This window comes from Frankia sp. CcI156 (genome assembly GCF_001983015.1).
In the GTDB taxonomy this organism is placed as follows: Bacteria; Actinomycetota; Actinomycetes; order Frankiales; family Frankiaceae; genus Frankia; species Frankia casuarinae.
The window spans coordinates 45,443-58,844 of sequence record NZ_MOMD01000021.1; the positions used below are offsets into that span (position 1 = coordinate 45,443).

General features: G+C 67.1%; 12 protein-coding genes and 2 pseudogenes. 7 read left to right on the top strand and 7 right to left on the bottom strand.

Going from position 1 to position 13,402, the window contains the following annotated elements; all coding sequences use genetic code 11:
• Positions 1–187: 187 nt before the first annotated feature.
• Together CcI156_RS09590 and CcI156_RS09595 are read right to left on the bottom strand one after the other, a co-directional pair.
• Entirely contained in the window at positions 188–1,573 is a 1,386-nt protein-coding gene (locus CcI156_RS09590) for a HAMP domain-containing sensor histidine kinase (protein WP_011436781.1), read from the bottom strand.
• Complete coding sequence (locus CcI156_RS09595) at positions 1,566–2,240, bottom strand: response regulator transcription factor (RefSeq protein WP_076805344.1); 675 nt, start codon at positions 2,238–2,240, stop codon at positions 1,566–1,568. The genes CcI156_RS09590 and CcI156_RS09595 overlap by 8 nt, the downstream gene beginning before the upstream one ends.
• A 212-nt stretch (positions 2,241–2,452) precedes the next feature.
• On the opposite strand from CcI156_RS09595, the gene CcI156_RS09600 reads away from it, so the two are divergent.
• Positions 2,453–3,727 carry a hypothetical protein gene (locus CcI156_RS09600; RefSeq protein WP_076805345.1) on the top strand — a complete coding sequence of 425 codons (1,275 nt, stop codon included), beginning with the start codon at positions 2,453–2,455 and terminating at the stop codon, positions 3,725–3,727.
• Between the two features lie 182 nt (positions 3,728–3,909).
• Positions 3,910–3,987: pseudogene (locus CcI156_RS26780) on the top strand (IS6 family transposase); the annotation flags it as partial.
• Positions 3,988–4,241: 254 nt separating this feature from the next.
• On the opposite strand, the pseudogene CcI156_RS27685 reads toward CcI156_RS26780, so the two are convergent.
• Positions 4,242–4,334 (bottom strand): annotated as a pseudogene (locus tag CcI156_RS27685) (recombinase family protein); the annotation flags it as partial.
• 354 nt (positions 4,335–4,688) lie between these two features.
• Between CcI156_RS27685 and CcI156_RS09610 the strand changes: the two are divergent.
• Positions 4,689–6,176: a recombinase family protein gene (locus CcI156_RS09610; protein WP_254847349.1), complete on the top strand. Its 1,488-nt coding sequence runs from the start codon at positions 4,689–4,691 to the stop codon at positions 6,174–6,176.
• Positions 6,177–6,278: 102 nt separating this feature from the next.
• Here the strand turns inward: CcI156_RS09610 and CcI156_RS09615 are convergent, their stop codons facing one another.
• The 4 genes from CcI156_RS09615 to CcI156_RS09630 form a co-directional block, all read right to left on the bottom strand.
• Positions 6,279–6,530, bottom strand: coding sequence for a hypothetical protein (locus CcI156_RS09615; protein WP_023840299.1), 252 nt, complete (start codon positions 6,528–6,530; stop codon positions 6,279–6,281).
• Between the two features lie 619 nt (positions 6,531–7,149).
• The gene (locus CcI156_RS09620) at positions 7,150–7,428 is read right to left on the bottom strand and encodes a hypothetical protein (RefSeq protein WP_076805347.1); all 279 of its coding nucleotides are present in this window, start codon (positions 7,426–7,428) and stop codon (positions 7,150–7,152) included.
• 948 nt (positions 7,429–8,376) lie between these two features.
• Positions 8,377–9,291 carry an aminoglycoside phosphotransferase family protein gene (locus CcI156_RS09625; protein WP_076805348.1) on the bottom strand — a complete coding sequence of 305 codons (915 nt, stop codon included), beginning with the start codon at positions 9,289–9,291 and terminating at the stop codon, positions 8,377–8,379.
• Positions 9,288–10,505, bottom strand: a complete 1,218-nt coding sequence (locus CcI156_RS09630) for an XRE family transcriptional regulator (RefSeq protein WP_254847350.1) — start codon at positions 10,503–10,505, stop codon at positions 9,288–9,290. Before CcI156_RS09630 ends, CcI156_RS09625 begins: the two co-directional genes overlap by 4 nt.
• 231 nt (positions 10,506–10,736) lie before the next feature.
• Here CcI156_RS09630 and CcI156_RS24735 point away from each other — a divergent pair, with 231 nt between their 5' ends.
• Genes CcI156_RS24735 through CcI156_RS09650 form a run of 4 tightly spaced genes read left to right on the top strand, consistent with a single transcriptional unit; the run spans position 10,737 to position 13,366 of the window.
• Positions 10,737–11,642 (top strand): hypothetical protein, encoded by a 906-nt coding sequence (locus CcI156_RS24735; RefSeq protein ID WP_217697686.1) that lies wholly within the window; start codon positions 10,737–10,739, stop codon positions 11,640–11,642.
• Between the two features lie 10 nt (positions 11,643–11,652).
• Complete coding sequence (locus CcI156_RS09640) at positions 11,653–12,246, top strand: ATP-binding protein (RefSeq protein WP_076805392.1); 594 nt, start codon at positions 11,653–11,655, stop codon at positions 12,244–12,246.
• A 56-nt stretch (positions 12,247–12,302) separates the two neighbouring features.
• Positions 12,303–12,674 (top strand): recombinase family protein, encoded by a 372-nt coding sequence (locus CcI156_RS09645; protein WP_217697687.1) that lies wholly within the window; start codon positions 12,303–12,305, stop codon positions 12,672–12,674.
• Complete coding sequence (locus CcI156_RS09650) at positions 12,671–13,366, top strand: cytidylate kinase-like family protein (RefSeq protein WP_023840296.1); 696 nt, start codon at positions 12,671–12,673, stop codon at positions 13,364–13,366. The genes CcI156_RS09645 and CcI156_RS09650 overlap by 4 nt, the downstream gene beginning before the upstream one ends.
• Positions 13,367–13,402 lie beyond the last annotated feature (36 nt).

The window sequence follows — 13,402 nt, forward strand, 5'->3', positions numbered from 1 at the left end:
AGACCAAGCATCCGAGCCGTCTTCCAGCCGTAGGGGCCTGATCCAGGGCGGGCTGAGAGCTGAGGCGTGTTCGAGGTCGGATCTTCGCGGGCGACCCGACCGGCGCCCGCCACGGCTGGCCGCGCGGGCTCGAGCGGCCGGGGCTTGCGAGCTGAAGCAGTTTGCCCGAACCGCCGGCCGCGACGAGCTAGTGCTGGGTGCGGGCGGCGCGGCCGCCGGGGAACATGACGGCGAAGGTGGCGCCGCCGTACTGGTTGTACTGTTCGACGAGCGAGACGTCGCCTCCGCCGCTGCGCGCCACCCGTTTCGCGAGCGAGAGTCCGAGGCCGGAGCCCCCGTTCCCGCTCCAGCCGGGTTCGAACAACGTCTCCACCCACTGGTCGGGCACCCCGGGGCCGCTGTCGGCCACGAGTAGGGTCACGTTTCGGCCGTCGGCCCGCGCACTGACCCAGGCGCGGTCCGAGACCTGGAGTGCGTTGTTCAGGATCGGGGCGAGCGCGCGGATGGCGAGTACCTCGGGAACGTTGATCGAAAGCGCCGGGGACAGGTCGACGTTCACGTGGCCGCGGGGCAAAGGCAGGCCTTTGAGCTTGACCGCCAGGTCGTCCAGCTGCGTGCGGTCGCTGTGAAGCGCCTGGCGGTGGCGGCGGGCAAGGTCCAGCAGCGCACTGATCGTGTTGGACATCGACGCGCTGGAGTTCTTGATGAGTGCGACGTCCTCGCGCGCCTGGTCGTCCAGATCGGTGCGCAGCGCGAGCAGGTCGGCGGCTCCGTGGATGGTGGTCAACGGCGTCCGAAGCTCGTGGGCGAGCTCCGAGGTGAGACGCTGCTCGGCCCTGATGACGGAGGCGACCTTGTCCAGCAGCCCGTCCAGGGTGCTGCCGAGAGCCCGGATCTCGTTGGTCGGGGCTCCGAGTGCGAACCGGCGCTCGAGGTCGTGCTCGCTCCACTCGGCGGCCGTGCGTGCCATCTGCTCCACCGGGCTCAGCACCCGCCTGCTGATCCACGCCGCCGAGCCGGCGGCCATGAGGACGAGCAGCGCCCCGGCGATGATGGAGACCACCATCGCTGCCTGCTCGTTCCGCTCGTAGGGAGCCAGGGGCTCGGCGAGGATCACCACCCCCTGCAGCTTCGATGAGGTCGTGAAGGGCAGGGCCATGATGGCGAAGGGTTCGCCGCCTTCGACGATGCGCTGCCTGTCCGTTGTGGAAAGTTCCTTGTACTCCTCCTGCATGGAGGGCGGAATGGTTCCGGCGACCCGTGACCCCGAGGTGTCGTAGACCGCGACGCCCGGGTTGAGCTGGGATCGGGGCACGTGGAGGGCCCCGTCGGGTGACGCCGCACTGATGCTGGCCACCAGGGCCTTGACGTGATCGTTCAGCACCCTGTCCGTGGTGCTGCGCGCGGCGCCGGCGAGGGAGATCTGGACAACGATCACCAGACCGGCGGCGACGGCGCTGGCGAGGAGGGCCGTGATCGTGACGAGCTGTGCCCGCAGACTCAGTCGGTCCCGCCACCGCAGGCGCCAGGTCACGACCCGGGAAGCCCAGTTCGCCACCGTTCGCCTAGCCATCCTTCCGCGTCATCGTGAATCCGACGGCTCGAATCGTCTCGATTCCCGTCGGCGAGTCGATCGACTCGAGTTTGCTCCGCAGACGGCGGATGAAGGAGTCGACGGTGTTGTCGCTGACGATCGCTCCGTCGGGCCAGGCAGCGGCGATGACACTTCTTCTGCGCACCACCTCGTGCGGCCGAGCGGTGATCGCCGCCAGCATCCGGAACTCGGTGGGGGTGAGGCGTACCTGTCCCGCCGCGGTGCGGGCCGAGTGCGTGACCGGGTCGAGGACAAGCCCGCCCGCGCTGATGGCGCTGGCAGGTCCACGGCGCGCCAGAACCTCGAGGCGTGCCAGAAGCACCCGCAGGTCGAACGGCTTGGTGACATAGTCGTCCGCGCCGGCGGCGAAACCGGCAAGATGGTCGTGCGTCRCACCGAGCGCGGTCAGGAAGAGGACGGGAGCGCGCTGCCCGACTGACTTGAGCGCCTGGACGACATCGCGGCCGTCAGCGTCCGGCAGGCCGATGTCCATGATGATCACGCCGACGTTGTTGTCCGGGCTGAACTGGCGGAGCGCCTCGCGGCCATCGTGGGCGACGACCACCTCGTAGCCAGCCTGACGCAGCCCTCGGACAAGGATGGTCCGGATGGACTCCTGGTCCTCGCAGACCCCGATCGTGATCATCGCTTCCTCCGTCAGTACTGCGACCCTTCATGTCCGGTCCGCATGATGACGAGCAGAACCTGCACGCAACCTTGACGGCCAGTCGGCGCTTCGCGGCGCAGACTCGGCGGCGGGCGCCGAGCCGAGGTGTTCTCCGCGTCGCGGCGACGCCTGCTCGTGACCCAGACGCTCGGGCCGACACTCGTACAGGTTGATTGCAGGATCTCTTCGCGATGCTGCCACACATGACCACCGAACTGACCGTCAGCCGACCCTCCTCCCGGGAGGGCGAGATGCTGAACAAGGTCCCCGAGATCACGATCTGGTTCTGGGTAATCAAGATCCTCTGTACCACCGTCGGCGAGAGCTTCGCCGACTGGATCAACATGACGCTCGGCGTCGGCCTCACCAGGACGGCGCTCCTGTTCACCGCTGTCCTGGCCGCGGTGCTCTATGCGCAGATGCGGCTGCGCCGATACGTGCCGTTGGCCTACTGGCTCACCGTCGTGGTCGTGAGTATCACCGGCACGCTCTACACCGACATCCTCACGGACAGCCAGGGCGTTCCGCTGAAGGTGAGCACCACGATCTTCGCTCTCCTCCTGGCGGTCGTCTTCGGCGTCTGGTACGCGCGTGAGCGCACCCTGTCGATCCACAGCATCACCTCGACGCCCCGCGAGGCGTTCTACTGGCTCGCGGTCCTGGTGACCTTCGCGCTCGGTACCGCCGCCGGCGACTGGACCCTCGAACTCAGCGGCTGGGGYCCGGGCAAGGCGGTCCTGCTCCCGGCCGCCCTCATCGCGATCGTCGTCGTCGCCTGGCGGTTCGGCGGGCAGCCGGTGCTCGCCTTCTGGTTGGCCTATATCCTCACCCGGCCGCTGGGCGCCAACATCGGCGACTGGTTCGCAACCCCGAAATCCGAGCAGGGACTGGGCCTGGGCACCGCTCTCACCAGTGTGATCTTCCTCGTCGCCATCGGGGCCACCGTCCTMTACCTCACCTGGTCGAAGGCGGACGTCATCCCCGAGTCGGAGGCGCCGGACACCGGCGTCCACGGCGCGGGCCCCGRCCGAGAGCGACTCGCCCTCAGCCTCTACGCCGTGGCCGCACTCGCGGCCGGGCTTCTGCTCCACCACACCGCGCAGACCCCGCACACCTCTCCGATCGCGGCGGAGGAGGGCGGATCGGCCTCCAACACCATCCAGCTCACCCCCGCCCAGGCAGTCGCTCACTTCCCAGCGGCCGATATCGCCAGCCTCAAGGCGATCGTCGACGACACGCTCACCAAGGTGAACACGGGCGACCAGAGCGGTSCCAAGGCCCGGATCAAGGGTCTCGAGACGACCTGGGACGATGATGAGTCCACGCTCAAGCCCATGGACAGCAACGCCTGGACGTTCCTCGACGGTCGGATCGACGACGCCCTCAGCGCAGTGCGGGCATCCCACCCTGACCCCGCCAGCGAGAAGCAGGCGTTGACCGCGCTGTCCACGTCTTTGGGCGGCTGACGAGTCACCGGACGGTGGATGGTCATCAAGCCGGCTGCCGCGCCTCTGTGGGAGAGGCACGGCAGCCGCCTCGGCGAGTGCGCGGCGTAGGCGGGTCCTGTCGGCCTCAAGGACCCAGCTGGTTGGCACTGTTGCGTCGGCGAAGCTCGCCATCTCGGCGACCGATCAGTCATGCTCGAGTGATGCGTCGACGTCGTGTCCGTCCACCGGTTCCGACGTCAGAATTCGCCGGGTTCCGGTTCCCGCCGAAGGTGATTGTCCAGGGCGGCGCCTGTGGGCGTGTTCCCAGGGGGTGGGGCAACGGGGCCCGGTAGGGACGGGATTGCCTAGCTAGGGGGACCGCGCCGAGTGCGAACCAGCCGATCAGCGGCCAGCGCAGCTCCCGGTGATTGAACCAGGCCCGGCTGCCGTTGCTGGACAACTGGGTCAGCGTCAGCACGGGCACCGCGAAGCGCAGCCCGAACAGTGCGGTAAACACCGGCAGGAGCAACACGCCGCCGCCGACGCGGCCAACAGCGTCAGCCCGGGCGTTGAGCTTCGGTTTCTTGCCGCGGAGCCGGCCCTTGGCCTTGGCGATCTTCATGCCTTCCCGGGTCCGCATCCGCAGACCCGCGGCGCCGGCGGTGAGCTGCTGCTGCCGCTGGGCATCTTCCGGGACCGCAACTTCGCGCTCTCGAACGTCGCCGTCGCCGCGGCTGGCGCGGCCGTCCCGGCGGTGCTGGTGCCGCTGTACTTCTATCTGGAATCGGTGCGCGCGATGTCCGGCGCGGACGCCGGGCTCGTGGTCGCGCCGATGGCGATCCTCGCGATGGTGTGCGTGCCGATCATTGGGATCTTCGGGGACCTGATCCATCCGCGGGTGATCCCCTCGGCGGGTTTCGCGCTGTTCGCGGTCACGCTGATGATTTTCGCGATGTTCATGACGCCGGACTCAGTCATTGGCTGTTCGTAGCATATGGGTATGGGCGAAACGGGCACAGGGCCAGGGCAGGCGCGGATTCGGCGTCAGGCGCGGTACGGGCGTAAGCGGGCGTCGCGGGAGGACTGGGCGGGGCAGTCCGCGGCGATCTACTGCCGGATTTCGCACGTGGCGGACGAGGACCAGACGGGGGTGGACCGGCAGGAGCGGATCTGCCGGGAGGTGGTGCGCCGGTTGGGGTTGCGGGTGGCGCATGTGTTCGTCGACAACAACCGGTCGGCGTGGAAGCGTGATCGTAAGCGCAAGGGGTGGGATCGRCTGTTGGAGGTGGCGCGTGCTGGTGAGGTTCAGCATGTGGTGGCCTACCATCCGGACCGGCTGATGCGACAGCCGAAGGATCTTGAGGAGTTGTTGGCGATCTCGGATGATCGGGACATCACTCTTCATGGGCAGGCCAACCAGCGGGACCTGTCCGATCCGGATGACCGGTTCTTCCTGCGGATCGAGGTGGCGCATGCGTGCCGGTCGTCGGATGACACGTCGCGGCGGATGAAGGACGCGATGGTGGACCGGGCCAACGACGGGAAGCCGCATCCGGGYAAGCGCCGGTTCGGCTACACACCGGACGGCATGAGCATCGTCGAGGCGGAGGCGGAGGTGGCGCGGGACATCGCCGCGCGTTACCTGGACGGCGCCACGTCGATCCAGATCGCCGCTGTGCTCAACGAGCAGGGCAAGGTGACCGCCAGCGGGCGGCCGTGGGACGAGTTCTCCGTGCTRGCGGTGTTGGACTCGCACCACGCGGCGGGTATCCGGGTGTTTCGAGGTGAGGAGATCGGTCAGGGGATCTGGCCTGCGATCTTCGATCCGKGGACGTGGGCCGAGATCCGCGACCGGCGTTCCTACCGGGCCGCCGCGCACGCGGCGACCAGGACCCCCGCCCGGTTCTTCCTGCTGCGCGGGATCGTGACGTGCAAGCGGTGCGGCACGCGGATGGCCGGTACCGGTGGGCATGTCTCGCCGGGTTACCTGTGCTCGCGCAAGTACCGCACGGATGAGCAGAAGTGCTCCCGGCGGATCAACGCTCCGGCGTTGGAGGCGTTCGTCACGGATGCGGCGGTGGATCTGCTGACGCGGTTGGACCCGTCGGGGCAGGAAGCCGCCGCGACGTTGACGGATGCCGACCAGGCCGCGATCGAGGAGGACAACGCGGAGCTGGCGGAGTTGAAGGCGATGTGGAACGCCCGGGAGATCAAGTCGCGGGAGTACCGGGAGATGCGCCGCACCGTGGAGGAGCGGATCAAGAAGGTGCAGCGCAAGACGGTGGTGCGCCCGGCGGTGGAGGTGCTGGCGGGGCTGACCGGGCCGCATGCCCGCGCGGCGTGGGATGCGCTGGTGGAGGCCGAGGAGTACGAGCGGATGAACGCGGTGCTGYGGTTCCTGTTCGCCGCTGTGGTGATCGACGAGTCGCGGGTGYCGCGTGGCCAGTTCGACTACAGCCGTATCCACATCGATCAGAACCCGCTGTGACCCTGGCGGGTAGCAGACGCGCAACGGCCGCGGGGCCGCCCACGGTGAACGTGGGCGGGCGCCCCGTGCCGTTGTCGGTCTGTTCGTGCCGCTGTGGCGTTCTCAGGCCGCGTGGGGGCCGTCTCGCCCGTCGTCGGTGGCGGTGTCGGGTGGGGACAGCAGTCGGGCGAGGCGGTCGGCCGAGCGGCGGCTGATCGTGGTGGTGAATCCGGCGCAGACCCGCGCGAGGTGAAACGCCCGGTCGGTCGGATCACCGCCCGGCGGGTCGGTGGTCGATGGCTGGTCCGGTGGTCCGTCGTCGTCGGTGGGGGTCGGCGTGGAGGGGGGACGACGGGTAACGGACGGACCGACCAACGGCACCTCACACGGCGATGCGCCTGGTCGGGTCGACCGGGCGCGCGGTGCGGGGACACGGCGAAACAGGCCCTGACATCAATCACAACGCCGACCGGCGGCTATCTATTCCAAACGCAGGCAAACACAGGCAAACAGCGATCAGCGGTGTAGCGCGTAGCGGTGGTACCCGCCGTCCACCGGCCGCCAGAGCCGCGTGGACGGCTTGGCCGCGTCGGGCCGCTACCCGCTACACCTCTACGTCCGCGCAGGTCAGCGCGGCCACGGCGTGTAGCGGCGTAGGTAGCGCAGCCGCTACCCCCGCCCCACGCCGCTACCCCCGCCGGACCGCGCCGCGACGAGCCCGGCCGGATCGGGACARCATCGCCGTCAAGCTGCCCGCCCGGAACGTGCGGGCGGGGGTAACCGGTAAGGCCCGCCTGGGCGACCCGAGAGCCGTATTAGGCCGGGTTGACGGGTCGGGCCGCGCCGCGGGTTACCCGTTACACCGATGCTCGTGCGCAGGTCAGCGCAGGTCTCACGAGTAACCGAGGGTGTAACTCTGCGGTTACGGTCCTGCCCGGCGGTTACACGTCGACGGGCCGCCACCGGTGTCCGTGGGCGGCCCGGTGGCGGGTTCTCAGGCCGCGTGAGAGTCCTGCTGCCCGTCGTCGTCGGGCGGGGACAGCAGTCGGGCGAGGCGTTCCGCCGAGCGGCGGCTGAYCGTGGTGGTGAATCCGGCGCAGACCCGCGCGAGGTGAAACGCCCGGTCGGTCGGCCCGCCCGCCTCTGGCGCCGGTTCGGCGCCATCCGCGCCCGTGCCCGCCGCTCCGGTCCGCGGCGGCCCGTCCGCGCTGTGCGGTGGATCGTCGCGCGGGTCGGTGTGAGCGGGACGGGGCAGGCGGGACGGATCGACCACGGCACCTCACAGAACAGGCAGAGGGGGAATTCGGCGAATAAACGCTAACCGTGCGATCCGCTTTCGCCAAGAGCGGCACGTTCCGCAGGCCACCCCCCTGCCCGCGACCATGATTAGATAGGATGCYAGTAGGCAACTAAGTCTTGGCCCACTTGGGTACACCCCAGATACCCTCCGAGCTGCGCAGATGCGCCACGCCGGGTGTACCCACTAAGCAGGTACACGGTTGGGGTCTCCGTTGGGTACGCGGACGGGGCACCGGTTGGGACATCCGGCAAACGGGGCATTTTATCGCAAAAGCGGCACGGCGGTGTGGGCGAGATCACAGCGAAAGGGGGTTCCCTGTGGGCCTGCTGGCGTCCGTGCCAGATGCCGCTGTCAGGGAAAGCMGACAACTGTGGTTGTCGCTCGGCTGCCATGCGCGCGAGCTATACCGCTGCCGGAGAACGGCACGGAAAGGGGCCACATCACGGCTCCGCAGGCCGCTCCTATACTTTCAACAGTACCCGTTGGGTATTTAAGTCGCGGAGTACTTGGGTGGGTGTGAAAGGTGCTATGACCTGCGCCAGTGCGGCATCGCAGACCCACCCGTCTTTACGGGGGGTCCGGCGGGCGGGCCGATGGGGGGTCCGGTGGGCGGACCAACGGGAAGCCGGACAATTCTGGCCAAGCAGGATGTAGCGGACCTGCGGCCGCCTGCGGACGCGCTGATGCCCAGCGGCCGGGGCCACGGCCGTCCAGAACCGACGCCCGGACCCACCGGACACCCACCGAGGCGCCTCGACTGAACACGTAGACCGTGGGGGTACGAGTCGGGATGTCCTCGGGTGACCCCAGCGGCAGCGCGACCTGCGCCAGCACGCCCCAGCGGGATAGCGGCTCAAACGGGAGATCGGAACGGCGACCGGTACGGCTACACGACGGGCGGGGGGCGTGCCGCGATGATGTTCAGAGCGCAGGTTGCCATGGCCACGGTCGCGGACCGAGGAGTCCCCGTATGGAATCCACGCGTTTCCGTGCCTCGGATTGYCATCCATCGTCTTTTGAAGCCTGCTGAGCTACGTAAMAGGCCATGCGTAGCTCGCGAATGTCCCGGAGGGTTTCGAAGCCGCTCCAGTTCGTGACGTCGTGGCCGTAAACCTCGACGAACTCAGCGTACTCTCCGGCTGTGATCCAGGCGAAGGAGCTGTGTTTGATGGCGGTCGATACGAGGTCCCATTCAGGTGGGCCGATAGAGAAGCGTTCGAGGTCGAGGAGTACGGTTTGGCCGTCAGGGGTGACCACGAGGTTCCCTCCCCACGCGTCGCCGTGAACGGCGCTGAGCGGCAGCCCTGGYGGCAGGCTGTTGTACCGACTTGTTAGAGTCTCGACTCGGTTTCGMAGCCAGTGACGGTCAGCGGCGGTTAGCGTGCGTGCCCCCTCGATGCGCTCGCGTAGCCGTGTCATGGGTGACAGGGGATCGAGCGTAAATCCAGTCGGTGGTGGAATGGCGTGAAGTGCCCGCAATGCTGCTGCCACCTCCCGTGGTGTCCCGTGTCGGTGCGGGGGTAGTTCCTGCCAGAACGTCACGGCGTGCCCGCTGATGACAACTGGCTGATGGGCGGCGCCTGGCAGCGCCAGCGCGCGAACGGCAGGGAAACCGTTCTCTTCAAGCCAGCGGGAGACCGTCACCTCTTTGGCTGCGACTTTCTCCTGGCCTGCGCGGCTTATGCGGGCGATAATGCCGCCCGGGAGACGGAAGATGKTGTTCTCGCCCTCCCGGAGGAGTTCGGCCGAGCCGTACGGAACACCCGCGTGGACGCAGGCTGTCCGCAGTAGTTCTGTACTGTCCCCGCTCGGCTTGTCGCGATGCTGGCCGCTCATGCGGAGCTGGTGACCGTCTGAATGTTATGCCTGAGTTCCGCGACTTCAWCGATCCGTTCGTGTCGTTTCGCGAATGTTCCTAGCTCGCGTATGTCATCTGCCGCCCGTCGAGAATGTACTTGTCCTGCGGCGCGGAGTGCCGCGGAGCCGACGATGGCCGCTTCTTGCGGGTCGCCGGTCTTCATCATGAGCGACGCGAGTTTTGTCTGGCTGATGGCTATGGACCGGGCGAACGTGGCGCTGTGTCCAGTGACCRCACCGTCCAGACGCCGCGCAGCCTCCGGCGCGTGCCTGGCGTTTCTGACCGCCAGATCGAAAACGGCGTGACCGGTGTCTCCGACGTGTTGAGCGAGGTCGTAGTAGGCCATCCAGACCGGATCGTTTTCCGGCTCGGACTGGCTAAACTCGTCGTCGGCCTGGCCGATGATCCGTAGCGTCTCCTGCTCCCGACCCAGCTTTGCGAGCGCACGTGCCTTGGCGGCAAGGAGCATGGCGCGTTCGGTGGGCGTAAGGCGTTCGGCACGAATGAAAGCGACGTCTACCAGCGTGAGGCCCATATCAGGGTCGCCTCGCCAGATAGCCTGCCTGGCCATCGACGAAAGCGCTTTTGCTCTCAGGTGCCAGTCACCCGCCTCCTCGGCACACGCGAGCGCGAGAGAGAACATTCTTCGAGCATCCTCGTGGACGTAGGCGTCGAACGCCATGAACGCTGCGGTATGCGCGAGGAAGCCGACCGAGGTAAACAGTTCGTCGCGCAGACGTTCCGGGCAGCGTGCGTTCAGGAGATTCACGGCGTAGCGGAGCTGGCCGGCGACCGCCTCGCGTACGAGCCCGCCGCCGTACGTGTGGTCAACCGTTCCGAACAGACGCGCCGCCATTCGCAGTTGATCAATCTCTTCGCGCCCCACGACGGCGGGCACGTCGGGAGGGGGACTMGTGGCCAGCTCGGTGAAGGAGCCGGTCACGACGGCGGCGCCTACGCCTGCCATGGCGCGCAAGAACTCGCTTCGGTTCACGTCCTCAGTGTTCCGCTCTGTGCGACGTGGTCGACGGAAGCCCAGCTCCCGATCTTGCTTGGTGGCCAGGACGGCGTGAAACGCCTGCCGGTACAGCGCGTCAGGCCAGCGGATCAAGCCGCGTTCCAGCTTGCCGATGTAGTTCCCGTCGATCGCCGTCTCACGCCCGGTCTGCTCGTAGATCCAGGCGTTGACCATCTCGGCTAGCTCGCGTCGGGCCAGGGGCTCGCCTGGTGCCTCGGGCGACTCCACACGGACGCGGGCCGCCCGGAACAGGTGGTTCGGTTCCGCCATCGTCTCGTTCCTTCCGGGGCGCTAACGGCCCATCATGGCACGCCCGCCATGCGRCCGTAAGTGGTCCGTCACGGGCCGTAGACGATCAATCCCCCCTATCATCCCCTTGACATCCCTGCTCCCTGACCTGCCGGCATGAGCCGTGGACGCGCTGAACTGAAAGAAGGCCACACGGTGGCCGAAGAACACGCGGCGGAACGAGCGGGAAAGGGCGTCGGCATCATCATGGCCGGAATTAGCCTACGAGTCGAGTTGGAACGTCTACGTGATCGTATGCGCGCCGTTGGGATGACGCATGAAGAGATCGCCGCCGAGTTCTCGCGTCGCTATCGGCTGCGCCCCCGGCCCGCTTTTCGCCACGCTCACGGCTGGACGCTGCAACTGGCCGCTGACCGTATCAACGCCCGTGCCGCGGATCTGGACATCGACCCACAGGGCAAGGCGACCATGACCRTGCCTCGCCTGAGCGAATTGGAGAACTGGCCAAATTCCACTCGCCGCAGGCCGACCCCGCAGATGCTCGCGCTTCTCGCCTCCGTATACGGGACCGACGTACACAGCCTCTTGGACATCGCCGACCRCGAACACCTCCGACCGGAGGACAGGCTTCTCCTCGACACGATGAAGGCGGCCGGTCATAGGCCACAAGACCCGACGTCGGACGCCGATACGCCGGGTATCCCCGAGCGGCCGTTCCCGCCCGCACGGCCGCCGCGCTCTCCCTATTTCGGGCTCTCCACCCTCCCGCCACAACCAGAAGACCTCACCACGACGAACGTGCTGCTCTATCTCCAGCGGCTCAGGACAAGCCCCGTCGCGGGCGCAGGTGGCCCTGAGCCCGATCACATCGCGTGGGCAGCTCTCACCGAGCGGGCAGAYGCCATCGCCCACGAGTTGCGCTGGCTCACCAGTCACGTGACCAGAATCGCCGGACGGATCAGTACCGCCCCCGACCATCACAACCCGCAGGAAGGCGGCGGGTGCTGCCGTGCTCGCCCCGGCGTCCCGGATCACGACTCAGGCCATTGCGCCGACCTATAGGCGGTATCCGATGACAGGCACCCAGCGTCTCCGGCCAGCGGTCTACGTCGAGGTGTACCGGGCTCCCGCGACCGCCGCATCGGTGGGCGACATAMGGCGGCATGTCGTCGAACTGGTCCAGCAACGAGGAGCCGAAGACTGCGCCTATACGGCCGAGCTGATCGTGAGCGAACTCGCCACCAACGCCGTGAAAGCGTCTGAAACTGCGAGACAACCRATGATCGCCGTCCGGACGTCCTTCATCGGCCGCCTACTCACCGTCGAAGTCTGGGACGGAAGCCCTGCGCTACCGGAGRCAAGACCCACCGATCTCGACTCGGAAGGCGGCTTGGGACTATTGCTCGTCGACGAACTCGCGCAACGCTGGTCGTACTACCTCACAAAATTAGGGAAGGTCGTTTGGGCGGAGATCCCCCTCCCCGAGCCCGTCGCCGTGGATAACCTCTCAGGCCCAAAACAGACAGACTTGCCAAGACGCGAGCTGCTTACGGGGCTACGCACGCGCCTATCGGACTTCTCAGCCGACTTCGTGACCGACATGGCGACACTCCGGCGCGTCGTGGACCGCCTCCGCGCGCTCGACGACTGGACGACTGGCGAGTAACTGCCCCAAACTCAGGAACTCATTACAGAAAGCCGGGAGTCCAGATGGAACGACCGTTGGYCTATGGATACTTCAGTCTCACCGCAGAGGATGACGACGAAGTCTCCCGCCTCAACAGGCAGGTCAAGGACTACGCCGACGCCGAGAGCTATGTCCTCGCCGAGATCTACGTTGACCGCAACATGCCACCGGGCCGACTCATTCGACCTGCGCTGACCACGCTGCTCGACTGCCTCCGCCACGATGACCGCTGTAGCGTCATCGTGCCTAGCGCCGACCACATCTCGCCCTGGCCGCTGATTAGAAAAGCGATAGCAATGGAAATCCAGCTTCTCGGCGCGAAGCTGGTCGTCGCCAGCAACACAGCTCACGAACCGCCCGGCGTCGCCGCATGGCGGGCCGAACGGGACACCGGGCAACAGCTGTGACCACATCTCACACCTCCAACATTGCGTTCGCCGGGCTCACGGCGGCCGGAAAGACGACCCACGCAAAGCGGCTGGCGGACGAACTTGGCTACCAGTACGTCTCCGCGACCGAGATCCTGTTGGAGATTCTCGGAATAGAGCAGACCGGCGAGTCCGTCTGGCTCACTCGACTCGGTGAGACCAACGCGGCCCGCAGCAACGGATCAGTAGACGCCGAGTTGGAGGAACGGCTCGTCTCGCTGAACCGGACCCGACAGAGAACCGTCTTCGACACGTGGGCACTCGCGTGGATCGGTGACAGCCCRCTCCTGCGTATCTGGATCGAATCCGACCTCGAATCGCGAGTCAGAAAATGTCTTGTCTCTCAGGGTGATCGAAGAACGAGCCCCGATCGGTGCAGATCCCTCCTCGACGAGAAGGACAGTTTCAACCGTCAGCTATTTCAGCGACGACACGGTTTCGACCTGTTCACCGACAGGCACCGCTATGACGCCGTCCTCGATAACAGCCATCTGATACCTAACCCTACAGAGTCCGCGGCCCGCTCCGGGATCGAGGCATTCGCGCCCGTCATCCATGCCGTAGCGACCTGCGTCATGGCCGACGACCAGGCGGAAGCCGAGCGCCTGATCCAGACCCATCCGCAGGAAGTTCGACGGATCACRCTGCCGAGCAGACCGCAGCCGCGCTGACGCCACGACGCCGGCCGCACAGCAGACACTTCGATC

Bases quoted from the DNA above. Each gene is read 5' to 3' on its own strand.
- CcI156_RS09590 (WP_011436781.1), bottom strand. From the start codon at position 1,573: ATGGCTAGGCGAACGGTGGCGAACTGGGCTTCCCGGGTCGTGACCTGG.